The sequence below is a fragment of the Streptomyces sp. NBC_00306 genome (assembly GCF_036169555.1).
Classification (GTDB): domain Bacteria; phylum Actinomycetota; class Actinomycetes; order Streptomycetales; family Streptomycetaceae; genus Streptomyces; species Streptomyces achmelvichensis.
Map to the genome: position 1 here is coordinate 7,028,647 of NZ_CP108032.1, position 13,897 is coordinate 7,042,543.

The 13,897-nt window shown below is 69.6% G+C and carries 11 protein-coding genes and 1 riboswitch; of the genes, 10 read left to right on the forward strand and 1 reads right to left on the reverse strand.

All coding sequences use genetic code 11. The features are described 5' to 3' along the window. Positions 1-30: 30 nt before the first annotated feature. The 9 genes from OHA05_RS31400 (at position 31) to OHA05_RS31440 (ending at position 10,239) form a co-directional block, all read left to right on the forward strand. On the forward strand, positions 31-1,098 hold the full coding sequence (locus OHA05_RS31400; protein ID WP_313948794.1) for a polyprenyl synthetase family protein: 1,068 nt from the start codon (positions 31-33) through the stop codon (positions 1,096-1,098). Between the two features lie 113 nt (positions 1,099-1,211). Continuing rightward, entirely contained in the window at positions 1,212-3,230 is a 2,019-nt protein-coding gene (shc, locus tag OHA05_RS31405) for a squalene--hopene cyclase (RefSeq protein ID WP_328862388.1), read from the forward strand. Further along, positions 3,230-3,883 (forward strand): phosphorylase family protein, encoded by a 654-nt coding sequence (locus OHA05_RS31410; protein ID WP_328862389.1) that lies wholly within the window; start codon positions 3,230-3,232, stop codon positions 3,881-3,883. Before shc ends, OHA05_RS31410 begins: the two co-directional genes overlap by 1 nt. Positions 3,884-3,888: 5 nt before the next feature. Then, entirely contained in the window at positions 3,889-4,911 is a 1,023-nt protein-coding gene (gene hpnH, locus OHA05_RS31415) for an adenosyl-hopene transferase HpnH (protein ID WP_313942876.1), read from the forward strand. A 4-nt stretch (positions 4,912-4,915) separates the two neighbouring features. Further along, positions 4,916-6,079 (forward strand): flavodoxin-dependent (E)-4-hydroxy-3-methylbut-2-enyl-diphosphate synthase, encoded by a 1,164-nt coding sequence (gene ispG, locus OHA05_RS31420; protein WP_313942875.1) that lies wholly within the window; start codon positions 4,916-4,918, stop codon positions 6,077-6,079. Positions 6,080-6,104: 25 nt separating this feature from the next. Beyond that, positions 6,105-7,979, forward strand: a complete 1,875-nt coding sequence (gene dxs, locus OHA05_RS31425; protein ID WP_328862390.1) for a 1-deoxy-D-xylulose-5-phosphate synthase — start codon at positions 6,105-6,107, stop codon at positions 7,977-7,979. A 3-nt stretch (positions 7,980-7,982) separates the two neighbouring features. Continuing rightward, a complete protein-coding gene (locus OHA05_RS31430; RefSeq protein WP_328862391.1) occupies positions 7,983-9,410 on the forward strand; it encodes an aspartate aminotransferase family protein in 1,428 nt (475 codons plus the stop codon). 60 nt (positions 9,411-9,470) lie between these two features. Continuing rightward, positions 9,471-10,058 (forward strand): XRE family transcriptional regulator, encoded by a 588-nt coding sequence (locus OHA05_RS31435; RefSeq protein ID WP_328862392.1) that lies wholly within the window; start codon positions 9,471-9,473, stop codon positions 10,056-10,058. A gap of 55 nt (positions 10,059-10,113) precedes the next feature. After that, positions 10,114-10,239, forward strand: a complete 126-nt coding sequence (locus tag OHA05_RS31440) for a DUF6126 family protein (RefSeq protein WP_313942871.1) — start codon at positions 10,114-10,116, stop codon at positions 10,237-10,239. A gap of 101 nt (positions 10,240-10,340) precedes the next feature. Here OHA05_RS31440 and OHA05_RS31445 read toward each other — a convergent pair whose 3' ends face one another. Beyond that, entirely contained in the window at positions 10,341-11,153 is an 813-nt protein-coding gene (locus OHA05_RS31445) for a tyrosine-protein phosphatase (protein ID WP_328862393.1), read from the reverse strand. Between the two features lie 180 nt (positions 11,154-11,333). Here OHA05_RS31445 and OHA05_RS31450 point away from each other — a divergent pair, with 180 nt between their 5' ends. Beyond that, a complete protein-coding gene (locus OHA05_RS31450; RefSeq protein WP_328862394.1) occupies positions 11,334-13,427 on the forward strand; it encodes an alpha-galactosidase in 2,094 nt (697 codons plus the stop codon). Between the two features lie 315 nt (positions 13,428-13,742). Next, positions 13,743-13,897: riboswitch (cyclic di-AMP (ydaO/yuaA leader) on the forward strand.

The following is a 13,897-nucleotide window of genomic DNA, read 5'->3' on the forward strand; positions in this document are numbered from 1 at the left end:
ACTGGAACAAGAGGAGAGACCGTGCCGACAGTGCCTTCGGCGAACCCGGCTGACGACACCGCAGCGGACGTGGACATCGTCGCGCTGCTGGAGCGCGGGCGGACCATGTCGACGCCGGTGCTGCGTGCGGCCGTGGACCGGCTCGCACCGCCCATGGACACCGTCGCCGCGTACCACTTCGGCTGGATCGACGCCGAGGGCCGGCCTTCGGACGGTGACGGCGGCAAGGCCGTGCGCCCCGCGCTCGCCCTGCTGTCCGCCGAGGCGGCCGGGGCGTCGCCCGAGACCGGCATCCCCGGCGCGGTCGCGGTCGAGCTGGTGCACAACTTCTCGCTGCTGCACGACGACCTGATGGACGGCGACGAGCAGCGCCGTCACCGCGACACCGTGTGGAAGGTGCACGGCCCGGCGCAGGCGATCCTCGTCGGTGACGCGCTGTTCGCCCTGGCGAATGAGGTCCTGCTGGAGCTCGGCACGGTCGATGCCGGGCGGGCGACCCGGCGGCTGACCACCGCGACCCGCAAGCTGATCGACGGCCAGGCCCAGGACATCTCCTACGAGCACCGCGAGCGGGTCACCGTCGAGGAGTGCCTGGAGATGGAGGGCAACAAGACCGGCGCGCTGCTCGCCTGCGCCGTCTCCATCGGCGCCGTGCTCGGCGGGGCGGACGACCGTACCGCCGACACGCTGGAGGCGTACGGCTACCACCTCGGACTCGCCTTCCAGGCCGTGGACGATCTGCTGGGCATCTGGGGCGACCCCGTCGCCACCGGCAAGCAGACCTGGAGCGATCTGCGCCAGCGCAAGAAGTCCCTGCCGGTCGTCGCCGCGCTCGCCGCGGGAGGACCCGCCTCGCAGCGCCTCGGGGAGCTGCTCGCGGCCGACGCCAAGAGCAACGACTTCGACAGCTTCTCCGAGGAGGAGTTCGCCACCCGGGCGGCCCTCATCGAGGAGGCCGGCGGTCGTGAGTGGACCTCCCAGGAGGCACGCAGGCAGCACGCGATCGCCGTCGACGCCCTGAACGGTGTCGAGATGCCCGCGCACGTCCGGGCGCAGCTCGTCGCGCTCGCCGACTTCGTCGTCGTCAGGAAGAGATGATCGCTATCGCCTGCACCATATGAATCGCAGTCGCCGGCCGGCGACCGGGCAACCGGTTGCCGGCCGACGGAGACCCCAGCACAGCAGATCAGCACTGCAACGAAGGGGAAGCCATGACAGCGACGACCGACGGAAGCAGCGGGCCACTCAAGTCCCGCGCAGCCGCGGCCAGTTCAACAACCGACACACCGTTCGTCTCCCTCACGGGCCCGGCCACGAGCGATCCGCCCGAGGCCGCACGGCATGCCGCGGAACGCTCCGTCGAGTATCTGCTGAGCATCCAGGACGCCGAGGGCTGGTGGAAGGGCGACCTCGAGACCAATGTGACGATGGACGCCGAGGACCTGCTGCTCCGTCAGTTCCTCGGTATCCAGGACGCGCGCACCACCGAGGCGGCCGGCCGCTTCATCCGCGGTGAGCAGCGCGAGGACGGCACCTGGGCGACGTTCTACGGCGGTCCCGCGGAGCTCTCCACCACCGTCGAGGCCTACGTCGCGCTCCGGCTGGCGGGCGACCTGCCGGACGATCCGCACATGGCGCGCGCCGCCGCCTGGATCAGGGAACACGGCGGCATCGCGCAGAGCCGGGTCTTCACCCGCATCTGGCTCGCGCTGTTCGGCTGGTGGAAGTGGGACGACCTCCCGGAACTGCCGCCCGAGCTGATCTTCCTGCCCTCGTGGTTCCCCCTGAACATCTACGACTTCGGCTGCTGGGCCCGGCAGACCATCGTGCCGCTCACGGTCGTCTCGGCGAAGCGGCCGGTGCGGCCGGCGCCGTTCGCGCTCGACGAGCTGCACACCGATCCCGCGCGGCCGAACCCGGGCAAGCCGCTTGCGCCCGCCGCCAGTTGGGACGGCTTCTTCCAGCGCACCGACAAGGCGCTGCACCTGTACCGCAAGGTCGCCCCGCGCAAGCTGCGCCGGGCGGCGATGAACGCCGCCGCGCGGTGGATCATCGAGCGCCAGGAGAACGACGGCTGCTGGGGAGGGATCCAGCCGCCCGCCGTGTACTCGATCATCGCCCTGCACCTGCTGGGATACGACCTCCGGCATCCGGTGATGCGGGCAGGGCTGGAGTCGCTGGACCGCTTCACCGTGTGGCGCGAGGACGGCGCCCGCATGATCGAGGCCTGTCAGTCGCCGGTCTGGGACACCTGCCTCGCCACCATCGCCCTCGCCGACGCGGGACTGCCCGCCGACCATCCCGCCCTGGTGAAGGCGGCCGACTGGATGCTCGGCGAGGAGATCGTGCGGCCCGGCGACTGGGCGGTGCGCAGGCCCCAACTCGCGCCGGGCGGCTGGGCGTTCGAGTTCCACAACGACAACTACCCGGACATCGACGACACCGCCGAGGTCATCCTCGCGCTGCGCAGGGTCAAGCACCCCGACCCCTCGCAGGTCGAGGGCGCCATCGTCCGGGCCGGCCGCTGGACGCTGGGCATGCAGTCGAAGAACGGCGCCTGGGGCGCTTTCGACGCCGACAACACCAGTGCCTTCCCCAACCGGCTGCCGTTCTGCGACTTCGGTGAGGTGATCGACCCGCCGTCGGCGGACGTCACCGCGCATGTCGTGGAGATGCTCGCGCACGAGGGAAGGGCCCATCACCCGCGCACCCGCCGCGGTATCGACTGGCTCCTCGCCGAACAGGAGCCGAACGGCGCCTGGTTCGGCCGCTGGGGAGTCAACTACGTCTACGGAACCGGCTCGGTGGTCCCCGCACTCGCCGCCGCCGGGGTGCCCGCATCGCATCCAGCGATCCGCCGTGCGGTCCGCTGGCTCGAATCCGTCCAGAACGACGACGGCGGCTGGGGCGAGGACCTGCGCTCCTACCGGGAGGAGGAGTGGGTCGGCCACGGCGCCTCCACGGCCTCCCAGACCGCGTGGGCACTGCTCGCGCTGCTGGCTGCGGGGGAGCGGGGGAGCAAGGCGGTCGAGCGGGGTGTCACCTGGCTGGCGGTGACCCAGCGGGCCGACGGTTCCTGGGACGAGCCCCACTTCACGGGGACCGGCTTCCCCTGGGACTTCTCGATCAACTACCACCTCTACCGGCAGGTCTTTCCGCTGACCGCGCTCGGCCGGTACGTGCACGGCGAACCGTTCGCCGGGCGCGCGCCCGCCCGCAAGGGGGGCTGATGGCAGCTTCCCCGGGGCCCTCCGGCTCCGCCTCGCCGCTGCTGATCGCCTGTGCGCTCGGTATCGAGAAGGCCGCCCTGCGCAGCGGCGACCGCAGCGGCGCGCGGGGGCCGGTGACCGTGCTGCGTACGGGCATGGGGCCGCAGAACGCGGAACGTGCCGTACGCGCGGCCCTGAGTGCCACGGCCATGGGCGGGGCGCCGGTCGTGGCGTCCGGATTCTGTGCGGGGCTCGCCCCGGGGATGCATCCCGGGGACCTGATCGTCGCCGACGAGACCCGCCACCCCGCCGGTACCAGCCGCTGCACGGACACGGAACTGCTGGTCAAGGCCGTGGCCAGGGCCGTGCCCGGGCGCGCGGTGCACTGCGGTCCGCTGATCGGTTCCGATCATGTCGTCCGCGGTCCCGAGCGGGCGGCCCTGTGTGCCACCGGCGCGATCGCGGTGGACATGGAGTCCGCCGTCACGCTCCGCACAGCGCTGGGCGCCGGACCCCGCCCGGTTGCGGCCGTCCGAGTGGTCGTGGACGCTCCAGAGCATGAGCTCGTCCGTATTGGCACGGTCCGCGGTGGAATATCAGCCTTCCGTGTTCTTCGTGCCGTGCTTCCTGCTTTCTTTGAATGGCACCGTTCTTTGCTGCTCCCCAGGAGGTGAGCTAGATGGCCATGCCGCTTCGTCAGACCATCAGGGTCGGGACGTACCTCTTCGAACAGAAACTCCGCAAGCGGGAGAAGTTTCCGCTCATCGTCGAGCTGGAGCCGCTCTTCGCCTGCAATCTGGCGTGTGAGGGGTGCGGGAAGATCCAGCATCCGGCCGGTGTCCTCAAGCAGCGCATGCCGGTGGCGCAGGCGGTGGGTGCGGTGCTCGAATCGGGCGCGCCCATGGTCTCCATCGCCGGCGGTGAGCCGCTGATGCATCCTCAGATCGACGAGATCGTGCGCCAGTTGGTCGCGAAGAAGAAGTACGTCTTCCTCTGCACCAACGCGATGCTGCTGCGCAAGAAGATCGAGAAGTTCACCCCCTCCCCGTACTTCGCCTTCGCCGTGCACATCGACGGGCTGCGCGAGCGGCACGACGAGTCGGTGGCCAAGGAAGGCGTCTTCGACGAGGCCGTGGAGGCGATCAAGGAGGCCAAGCGCCGCGGCTTCCGGGTCACGACGAACTCGACCTTCTTCAACACCGACACCCCGCAGACCGTCATCGAGGTGCTCAACTACCTGAACGACGAGCTGAAGGTGGACGAGATGATGATCTCGCCCGCGTACGCGTACGAGAAGGCACCCGACCAGGAGCACTTCCTGGGTGTCGAGCAGACCCGCGAGCTGTTCAAGAAGTCCTTCGCGGGCGGCAACCGGCGGCGCTGGCGGCTCAACCACTCGCCGCTGTTCCTCGACTTCCTCGAGGGCAAGGCGGACTTCCCGTGCACGGCGTGGGCGATCCCCAACTACTCGCTCTTCGGCTGGCAGCGGCCCTGCTACCTGATGAGCGACGGGTACGTCCCCACGTACCGGGAGCTCATCGAGGAGACGGACTGGAGCAAGTACGGCCGGGGCAAGGACCCGCGCTGCGCCAACTGCATGGCGCACTGCGGCTACGAGCCCACCGCCGTCCTCGCCACCATGGGCTCCCTCAAGGAGTCCATCAGGGCGGCGCGGGAGACCGTCTCGGGAAACCACGGGTGACGTGATGTCCTCAGAGCCTGTCGCACTGGGGCTCCCGGTGCTGCCGGCCCGGCCGATCGCGATGCGCCGCCACTCGCGGCGCATCCAGGTCGGGTCGGTGGCCGTCGGCGGGGACGCCCCGGTGTCGGTGCAGTCGATGACGACGACCAGGACGTCGGACATCGGTGCCACGCTGCAGCAGATCGCTGAACTGACCGCGTCCGGTTGCCAGATCGTGCGGGTGGCGTGCCCGACGCAGGACGACGCGGACGCGTTGTCGACGATCGCGCGGAAGTCGCAGATCCCGGTGATCGCGGACATTCATTTTCAGCCGAAGTATGTGTTCGCGGCGATCGACGCGGGCTGTGCGGCGGTGCGGGTGAACCCGGGGAACATCAAGCAGTTCGACGACAAGGTGAAGGAGATCGCGCGGGCGGCGGGTGATGCGGGGACCCCGATCCGGATCGGGGTGAACGCGGGTTCGCTGGATGCGCGGCTGCTGGCGAAGTACGGGAAGGCTACGCCGGAGGCGCTGGTGGAGTCGGCGCTGTGGGAGGCGTCGCTGTTCGAGGAGCACGGTTTCCGGGACATCAAGATCTCGGTGAAGCACAACGACCCGGTCGTGATGGTCAACGCCTACCGGCAGCTGGCTGCGCAGTCGGACTATCCGCTGCACCTGGGTGTGACGGAGGCGGGTCCCGCCTTCCAGGGCACGATCAAGTCGGCGGTGGCGTTCGGTGCGCTGCTGAGTGAGGGGATCGGGGACACGATCCGGGTTTCTCTGTCGGCGCCGCCGGCGGAGGAGGTGAAGGTCGGTATCCAGATTCTGGAGTCGCTCAATCTGCGTCAGCGCCGGCTGGAGATCGTGTCGTGTCCGTCGTGCGGTCGGGCGCAGGTGGATGTGTACAAGCTGGCGGATGAGGTGACGGCGGGTCTGGAGGGCATGGAGGTGCCTCTGCGGGTCGCGGTCATGGGGTGTGTGGTGAACGGCCCGGGTGAGGCCCGTGAGGCCGATCTGGGTGTGGCGTCCGGCAATGGCAAGGGTCAGATCTTCGTCAAGGGCGAGGTCATCAAGACGGTGCCCGAGTCGAAGATCGTGGAGACCCTCATCGAAGAGGCGCTGAAGATCGCCGAACAGATGGAGGACACCGGGGCGGTATCGGGTCCGCCCGCCGTCACCGTGAGCTGAACCGGCAAGTGAAGGGGGTCCGACCGTGACGATTCTGGAGAGCATCAGGGGGCCGCGCGATCTCAAGGCGCTGACCGACGAGGAAATCGAGGAACTCGGCAGAGAGATCAGAGAGTTCCTGGTCCATGCGGTGGCCAGAACGGGGGGCCATCTCGGCCCCAATCTCGGCGTGGTGGAGCTGACGCTGGCTCTGCACCGCGTGTTCGAATCGCCCGTCGACCGCATCCTGTGGGACACCGGCCACCAGAGCTATGTGCACAAGCTGCTCACCGGCCGTCAGGACTTCTCCAAGCTGCGGGGCAAGGGCGGGCTCTCCGGCTACCCCTCCCGTGAGGAGTCGGAGCACGACGTCATCGAGAACTCCCACGCGTCCACCGTGCTCGGCTGGGTCGACGGACTCGCCAAGGCTCATCAGGTGCTCGGTTCCACCGGCCATGTCGTGGCCGTCATCGGGGACGGCGCGCTGACCGGCGGTATGGCCTGGGAGGCGCTGAACAACATCGCCGCGGCCAAGGACCGCCCGCTGATCATCGTCGTGAACGACAACGAGCGTTCCTACGCGCCCACGATCGGCGGCCTCGCGAACCACCTCGCCACTCTCCGGACGACCGACGGCTACGAGCGCTTCCTCGCCTGGGGCAAGGACGTCCTCCACCACACCCCGGTCGTCGGCAAGCCGCTGTACGAGTCCCTGCACGGGGCCAAGAAGGGCTTCAAGGACGCCTTCGCCCCGCAGGGGATGTTCGAGGACCTGGGCCTGAAGTACGTGGGACCCATCGACGGGCACGATGTGGCGGCGGTCGAGTCGGCGCTGCGGCGGGCCGCCCGTTTCCACGGGCCCGTCCTGGTCCACTGTCTGACCGAAAAGGGCCGCGGCTACCAGCCGGCGGTCGAGGACGAGGCCGACCGGTTCCACACGGTCGGCGTGATGGACCCGCTCACCTGCGAGCCGCTGACGCCCGCCGGCGGACCGTCGTGGACCTCGGTGTTCGGTGACGAGATCGCCGAGATCGGTGCGGAGCGGCCGGACGTCGTCGCGATCACCGCCGCGATGCTTCACCCGGTCGGCCTCACCCGGTTCGCCGAGCGCTTCCCGGACCGTGTGTGGGACGTCGGGATCGCCGAGCAGCACGCCGCGGTCTCCGCGGCCGGACTGGCCACCGGCGGACTGCATCCCGTCGTCGCCGTCTACGCCACCTTCCTCAACCGCGCCTTCGACCAGCTGCTGATGGACGTCGCCCTGCACCGGTGCGGCGTGACCTTCGTGCTGGACCGGGCCGGGGTCACCGGAGTCGACGGGCCCTCGCACAACGGCATGTGGGACATGTCGATCCTCCAGGTCGTCCCGGGCCTGCGGATCGCCGCTCCCCGCGACGCCGAGCGGCTGCGCCAGGAGCTGCGCGAGGCCGTCGCGGTGGACGACGCACCGACCGTGCTGCGCTTCCCGAAGGAGACGGTGAGCGAGCCCGTCGAGGCCGTCGACCGGGTCGGCGGCATGGACGTCCTGCACCGTGCGGAGGACCCCGAGGTGCTGCTGGTGTCCGTGGGCGCACTCGCCTCCGTCTGCCTTCAGGCGGTGGACCTGCTCCGCGGGCGCGGGATCCGCTGCACGGTGGTGGACCCGCGGTGGGTCAAGCCGGTGGACGAACAGCTCCCACCGCTCGCCGCGGCGCACCGGCTGGTGGCCGTCGTGGAGGACAACAGCCGGGCCGGCGGCGTGGGTTCGGCCGTGGGGCAGGCGCTCCGGGACGCGGGAGTGGACGTGCCGCTGCGCACGTTCGGCATCCCCGAGCAGTTCCTCGCCCACGCCAAACGCGGCGAGGTGCTCGCCGACATCGGCCTCACACCGGTGGAGATCGCGGGACGGATCAGTGCCGCCCTCGTGCCTAAGGAGAACTGAGGAATGACCGAGCCGCTCAAGGCATGCGAGCAGCCTCCCGGCGCGGAGCCGCCCAAGGGCTTCGACCTCGCGAAGCTGCTCGCCGAGCGCGGGGCCGAGCGCTACGACCTGCATCTGCGGCACCTCAATCACCAACTGCCGCGCATGCTGCACACCATCGGCTTCGACAAGGTCTACGAACGGGCCGAAGGCGCCTACTTCTGGGACGCCGAGGGCAACGACTACCTCGACATGCTCGCGGGCTTCGGGGTGATGGGCCTCGGCCGCCACCACCCCGTCGTCCGCAAGGCGCTGCACGACGTGCTCGACGCCTCGCTCGCCGATCTCACCCGCTTCGACTGCCAGCCCCTGCCGGGGCTGCTGGCCGAGAAGCTGCTGGCGCACAGCCCGCATCTGGACCGGGTGTTCTTCGGCAACAGCGGTACGGAAGCGGTCGAGACCGCGCTGAAGTTCGCGCGGTACGCCACCGGCAGGCCGAGGGTGCTGTACTGCACCCACGCCTTCCACGGGCTGACCACCGGATCCCTGTCCGTCAACGGCGAGGCGTCCTTCCGGGACGGGTTCGCCCCGCTGCTGCCCGACACCGCCGTCGAGCCCGGCGACCTCGCCGCGCTGGAGCGCGAGCTGAGGCGCGGCGACGTGGCCGCCCTGGTGGTCGAGCCGATCCAGGGCAAGGGGGTCATCGAGCCCCCGCCCGGGTTCCTGCGCGCCGCTCAGGACGCACTGCGCCGGCACAAGGCGCTGCTGATCGCCGACGAGGTGCAGACCGGCCTCGGCCGTAGCGGCGACTTCTACGCCTACCAGCACGAGGACGTCGAGCCGGACCTCGTCTGCGTGGCGAAGGCGCTCTCCGGTGGCTACGTACCGGTGGGGGCGACCCTCGGCAAGGACTGGATCTTCAAGAAGGTCTACTCCTCGATGGACCGGGTCCTCGTGCACTCGGCGAGCTTCGGCTCCAACGCCCAGGCCATGGCCGCGGGGCTGGCTGTCCTGTCGGTGATCGAGGACGAGCAGGTCGTGGCGAACGCGCGGGCGACCGGCGATCTGCTGCGGTCCCGGCTGGCCGCGCTCGTCGACCGGTACGAGTTCCTGCACGAGGTACGCGGACGCGGTCTGATGATCGGCATCGAGTTCGGGCGGCCCGATTCGATCAAGCTCCGCAGCCGCTGGGCGATGCTCCAGGCAGCCCGCAAGGGTCTGTTCGCGCAGATGGTCGTGGTGCCCCTGCTCCAGAAGCACCGCATTCTCACCCAGGTCTCCGGCGACCATCTGGAGGTGATCAAGTTGATTCCGCCGCTGACGATCGGTGAACGGGAGGTCGACCGGTTCGTCGCCGCCTTCACGGCCGTGATGGACGACGCGCACGCCGGGGGCGGTCTGATGTGGGACTTCGGCAAGACTCTGGTGAAGCAGGCCGTCGCCAACCGCTGAGCTTTTGCCTCTGAGGCAAACAGTTTGCCTCAGAGGCACTTTCTCTGGCCCAATGGATGCATGACCAGCCATACGGGAGAGTCGCCGGGCGCGCTGCCCGACGTCGCGCCCCGGCTGCGCGATCTGCGCCGCCGCCGAGGGCTCACCCTGGAAGCAGCCGCGCATCGCGCCGAGCTGTCACCCGCCCATCTGTCCCGGCTGGAGACCGGCCGCCGGCAGCCGTCGCTGCCGATGCTGCTCGGTCTCGCCAGGATCTACGGTACGACGGTCGCCGAGCTTCTCGGCGAGCAGGCGCCCGAGCGTGAGCCCGTCATCCGGGCCGGTGCGCGCGAGCCCACCGCGGCGGACGGCTGGACCTACCACCAGGCCGGCGGATCCGGCCGCGCGATGCAGGCCCTGCGGGTGGTGGTGCCGTACGGAGCCCAGGGCGACCTGGTGCGCGTGCATCCGGGCGAGGAGTGGATCCACGTCCTCGACGGACGGCTGCGGCTGAGCCTCGGCGACACGGTGCACGAACTGGCCCCCGGGGACAGCGCGCACTTCGACTCGCTGACTCCGCACCGCATCGCGGCGGCCACCCCGGACGGGGCCGAGCTGCTGTTCGTGCACACGCTGCTGCAGAGCCCCGATCTGCATCCGCACGCCTGATCCGCACGCCTGATCCGGGGACCCTCCGTACCGCCGAGCCGAAAGCGAGACCGTCGTGTCCGAGAGCAACGAGGAGAAGTCGTTTCCCCGGGGGCTGGTGATCCGGCTCTTCGCGTATCTGGTGGCGGGCCATGTCTTCGCCGGGTTCCTCTACCTGCTGTTCACCGTGGGGGCGAAGTAGCCGGTTTCGGCGAGCGAGAGGTTCACGTACGGCGAGGGGCCGCACGTGAACCGGTACGCTCACGCCGAGGGGCTCACGCCGAGGGGCTCACGCCGAGGGGCTCACGCCTCGTCGAGGAGCCGGGACCGCAATTGCTCGCGCGTCTCGGGGCTCACCTTCAGGCCCTCGGTGAGATAGCGGTCGGTGGTGCCCCAGGTCTGGTCGATCGTGTCGAACGCGGCGTGCAGATACGTGGAGCGGGCGTCGAAGAGGGGGCTCAGCAGCTCCATCCCCTCCGGCGACATGCCGGCGGGAGAGTTGTCCTTGCGCCGGACCACGTAACGCCGGTGCGGGTCGTTGGACTTGAGGTAGTCCGCCTCGATCGCCTCGCGCTCCACCCCGACCGCCATCAGGGACACGGCGATCGACAGACCCGCGCGGTCCTTGCCCGCGGCGCAGTGCATCAGGGCCGGCACGCTGTTCTCGGCGAGTGCGTGCAGGACACGGCTGTGCTCGCCGGTGCGCTGCGTGATGATCGTGCGGTAGGAGGCGGACATCCTGTCCGCCGCCTTGCCGTCCGAGAGGATCGAGCGCAGCTGGTCGATGTTGCCCTCGCGGACCATCTTCCAGAACTCCGCGCCGTCGGCCGGGTCGGTGAGCGGCAGGTTCAGATTGCGTACGCCGGGAAGCTCGACGTCAGGACCTTCCAGCCGCATGTCCGCCGCGTTGCGGAAGTCGAAGATCGTGTGCAGGCCGAGCGTCGTCAGGAACGAGGCGTCGGCCGCGGTCGCGTTCGCGAGATGGCCGCTGCGGAAGAGCTTTCCGTACCGCACCTGCCTGCCGTCCACGGTCGGCAGACCACCCACGTCCCGAAAGTTGCGCACACCGGCCAGTTCGGGCTCGGTCGACGGGACCTGCGGCAGCTGCTGCGTCACGTGAGCTCCTGAAGTCACTGCGGTCGGCGCCGGTCGCCGACGACGGCGGTCTCGACGATACGACATGGATTCGTCGGGCAATCATCTTGGCCCCGACCCCGCAGAGGCGTTGCACGGGCGGTGGTCCGCGTCGGATGATGTGCGGGCCTGTGCGGACCTGTGAGTATCTGAGGGGTCGGGATGATCGAGAGCGTTGGCAAGGGTCGTACGTGGGTTCTCTCCGGACCGACGAGCAGCTATGCGCTGCACCTCACGGACGACGACGAGCTGTTGCATCTCCACTGGGGGCCGCACATATCCGGTGCGGACGCCGAGGCGCTCGCGGACCGGGGGCTGCCGCCCTACTGGCCGTTCGAGTCCCCTCTCGACGGGCACGAGGAGTACCCCGTCGAGGGTGGCCCCCGTTTCGTCCGCCCCTCCCTCTCCGTCCGCACACCCCAGGTGCGCGGTACCGAGTGGGCCTTCGCCGACGCCTCCGCGGACGGCGACGAGCTGCGGCTGCGCTTCACGGACGCCGTGCACGGGCTGGGGCTCATCCTTCACCACCGCATGTGCGACGAGGCCGATGTGATCGAGCGCTGGGTGACGGTCGCCCATGAAGGGGAGGGGCCCGATCTGGAGCTGCTGCGGGCCGACGCGGCCGCCTGGACGCTGCCGCAGCGCGACGCCTGGCGGCTGAGCCAGCTGCACGGCCGGTGGGCCGCCGAGTCCCTGCTCGTACGGTCCCCGCTCACCTATGGCGAAAAGGTGCTCAGCAGCCGCCGCGGCCACACCGGCCACCAGCACCTTCCCTGGGTCGCGCTCGACGCGGACGGAGCGACCGAGGAACACGGCGAGGTCTACGGCTGCGCGCTCGGCTGGTCCGGGTCCTGGCGCATCAGCGTCCAGCAGCTGCCCGACGGCCTGGTGCAGATCACCGGCGGGGCCGGTTACGACGACTCCGGACTGCTCAAGCTCGCTCCCGGGCAGAGCTACACCTCACCCGTATTCGCCGGTCTGTGGAGCGCCGAGGGGTTCGGCGGCGCCAGTCGTGCCTGGCACACGTGGCAGCGCGCGCGGGTGATCCCGGACGCCGCCGCCGACCGGCCCGTGCTCTACAACTCCTGGGAGGCGACGAACTTCGACATCTCCGAGGACCAGCAGCGCGCGCTCGCCCGGCGGGCGGCGGACGTGGGCGTCGAGCTGTTCGTGGTCGACGACGCCTGGTTCGGGCAGCGGACGAGCGACCGCGCCGGCCTCGGCGACTGGACCCCCAACCCGGACCGCTTCCCGAACGGCCTGCGGCCGCTCGCGGACGAAGTGCACGAGCTGGGCATGCAGTTCGGCATCTGGGTCGAGCCGGAGATGGTCAACGCCGACAGCGATCTCTACCGGGCGCATCCCGACTGGGTGCAGCACCACCCCGGACGGACCAGGACCGAGCTCCGCAATCAGCTGGTCCTGAACCTCGCCCGCAAGGACGTGCAGGACTACCTGTGGGAGCAGTTGCACACGCTGCTCGGCAGCGCACCGATCGACTATGTGAAGTGGGACTTCAACCGCTGCTTCACGGACGCCGGCTGGCCCGGTGAGGACTATCCGCAGCGGCTGTGGGTGGAACACGTCGACGCCCTCTACGCGCTCCTGGAGCGGCTGCGTGCCGCACACCCCGGTGTCGCGTTCGAGTCCTGCTCCGGCGGTGGCGGCCGGATCGATCTGGGGATCCTCTCCCGCACCGACCAGGTGTGGACCTCGGACAACACCGATCCGCTGGACCGGCTCGCGATCCAGGACGGCTTCACCCAGATCCACCCCGCGCGGGTGATGGCCGCCTGGGTCACCGACAGCCCCAATGTCCAGCTCAACGGGCGATTCAGCAGCCTGCGCTTCCGCTTCGTGAGCGCCATGGCGGGTGTGCTCGGGGTGGGCGGCGACCTGACCGAGTGGACCGAGGAGGAGCTGGCCGAGGCGCGCGACTGGGTGGAGCTCTACAAGAGGATCCGGCCGGTCGTGCAGCACGGAGACCTGTACCGGCTGCGGGCACCGGAGGGCGGGCTCAGCGCCGTGCAGTACCTGCGCGGGGACGAGACCGTCGTCCTCGCCTGGCTCCAGGCGCAGCACTACGGCGAGCAGCCGCCGCGGCTGAGGCTGCGCGGCCTCGACCCGGCCGCGGCCTACGAGTGCCAGGACACCGCGCAGGTGCACCGGGGATCGGTGCTGCTCCATCACGGGCTGCAGACCGGGCTGAAGGGCGACATGGACGCCATGGTGATCAGGTTGCGGCGAATTGGCTGATACCGCTCACCATTCTTTATATCTGGGCTTTCTGTCCGAATTGAACTGTTCGCCATAGCCTGCCCCATCTGGAATGGAGATGGGAAAAGGCCCGTGAGCAGGATCTCATTCGTGACGGACCGTGGCTGATCCACCGGCCAGAACTGCGACACCAGAAGGAAGTTGACGCTCCCTCGTCCACGGAGTGTGACCGGAATTTCCCGTCAGATATGTATGTGGCCCCTGATCGGAAAAAGAGGTGGCTTGTTCCCGTCCGCAATGCTCGCTTACGGTCACGGAAATCCGGACGGACCGCCTAATCCTGCCGCCGACCGGAATACCCACCCACCCACGTGTGGCAGGAGCGGGGGACCCAGGTAGTACGCCGTCCGGTGCTCCGGACGGCTTGGGGTGAAGTCACGCAGCAACGTGACCGGGCATCTCCAGCCCGAACCCGACAGCTCACCTCGCCGGCGCCGGAGAGGAATGCG

Coding starts and splice junctions, on each gene's coding strand:
- shc (WP_328862388.1), top strand. CDS start 1,212: ATGACAGCGACGACCGACGGAAGCAGCGGGCCACTCAAGTCCCGCGCA.
- OHA05_RS31410 (WP_328862389.1), top strand. CDS start 3,230: ATGGCAGCTTCCCCGGGGCCCTCCGGCTCCGCCTCGCCGCTGCTGATC.
- hpnH (WP_313942876.1), top strand. CDS start 3,889: ATGGCCATGCCGCTTCGTCAGACCATCAGGGTCGGGACGTACCTCTTC.
- ispG (WP_313942875.1), top strand. CDS start 4,916: ATGTCCTCAGAGCCTGTCGCACTGGGGCTCCCGGTGCTGCCGGCCCGG.
- OHA05_RS31430 (WP_328862391.1), top strand. CDS start 7,983: ATGACCGAGCCGCTCAAGGCATGCGAGCAGCCTCCCGGCGCGGAGCCG.
- OHA05_RS31435 (WP_328862392.1), top strand. CDS start 9,471: ATGACCAGCCATACGGGAGAGTCGCCGGGCGCGCTGCCCGACGTCGCG.
- OHA05_RS31450 (WP_328862394.1), top strand. CDS start 11,334: ATGATCGAGAGCGTTGGCAAGGGTCGTACGTGGGTTCTCTCCGGACCG.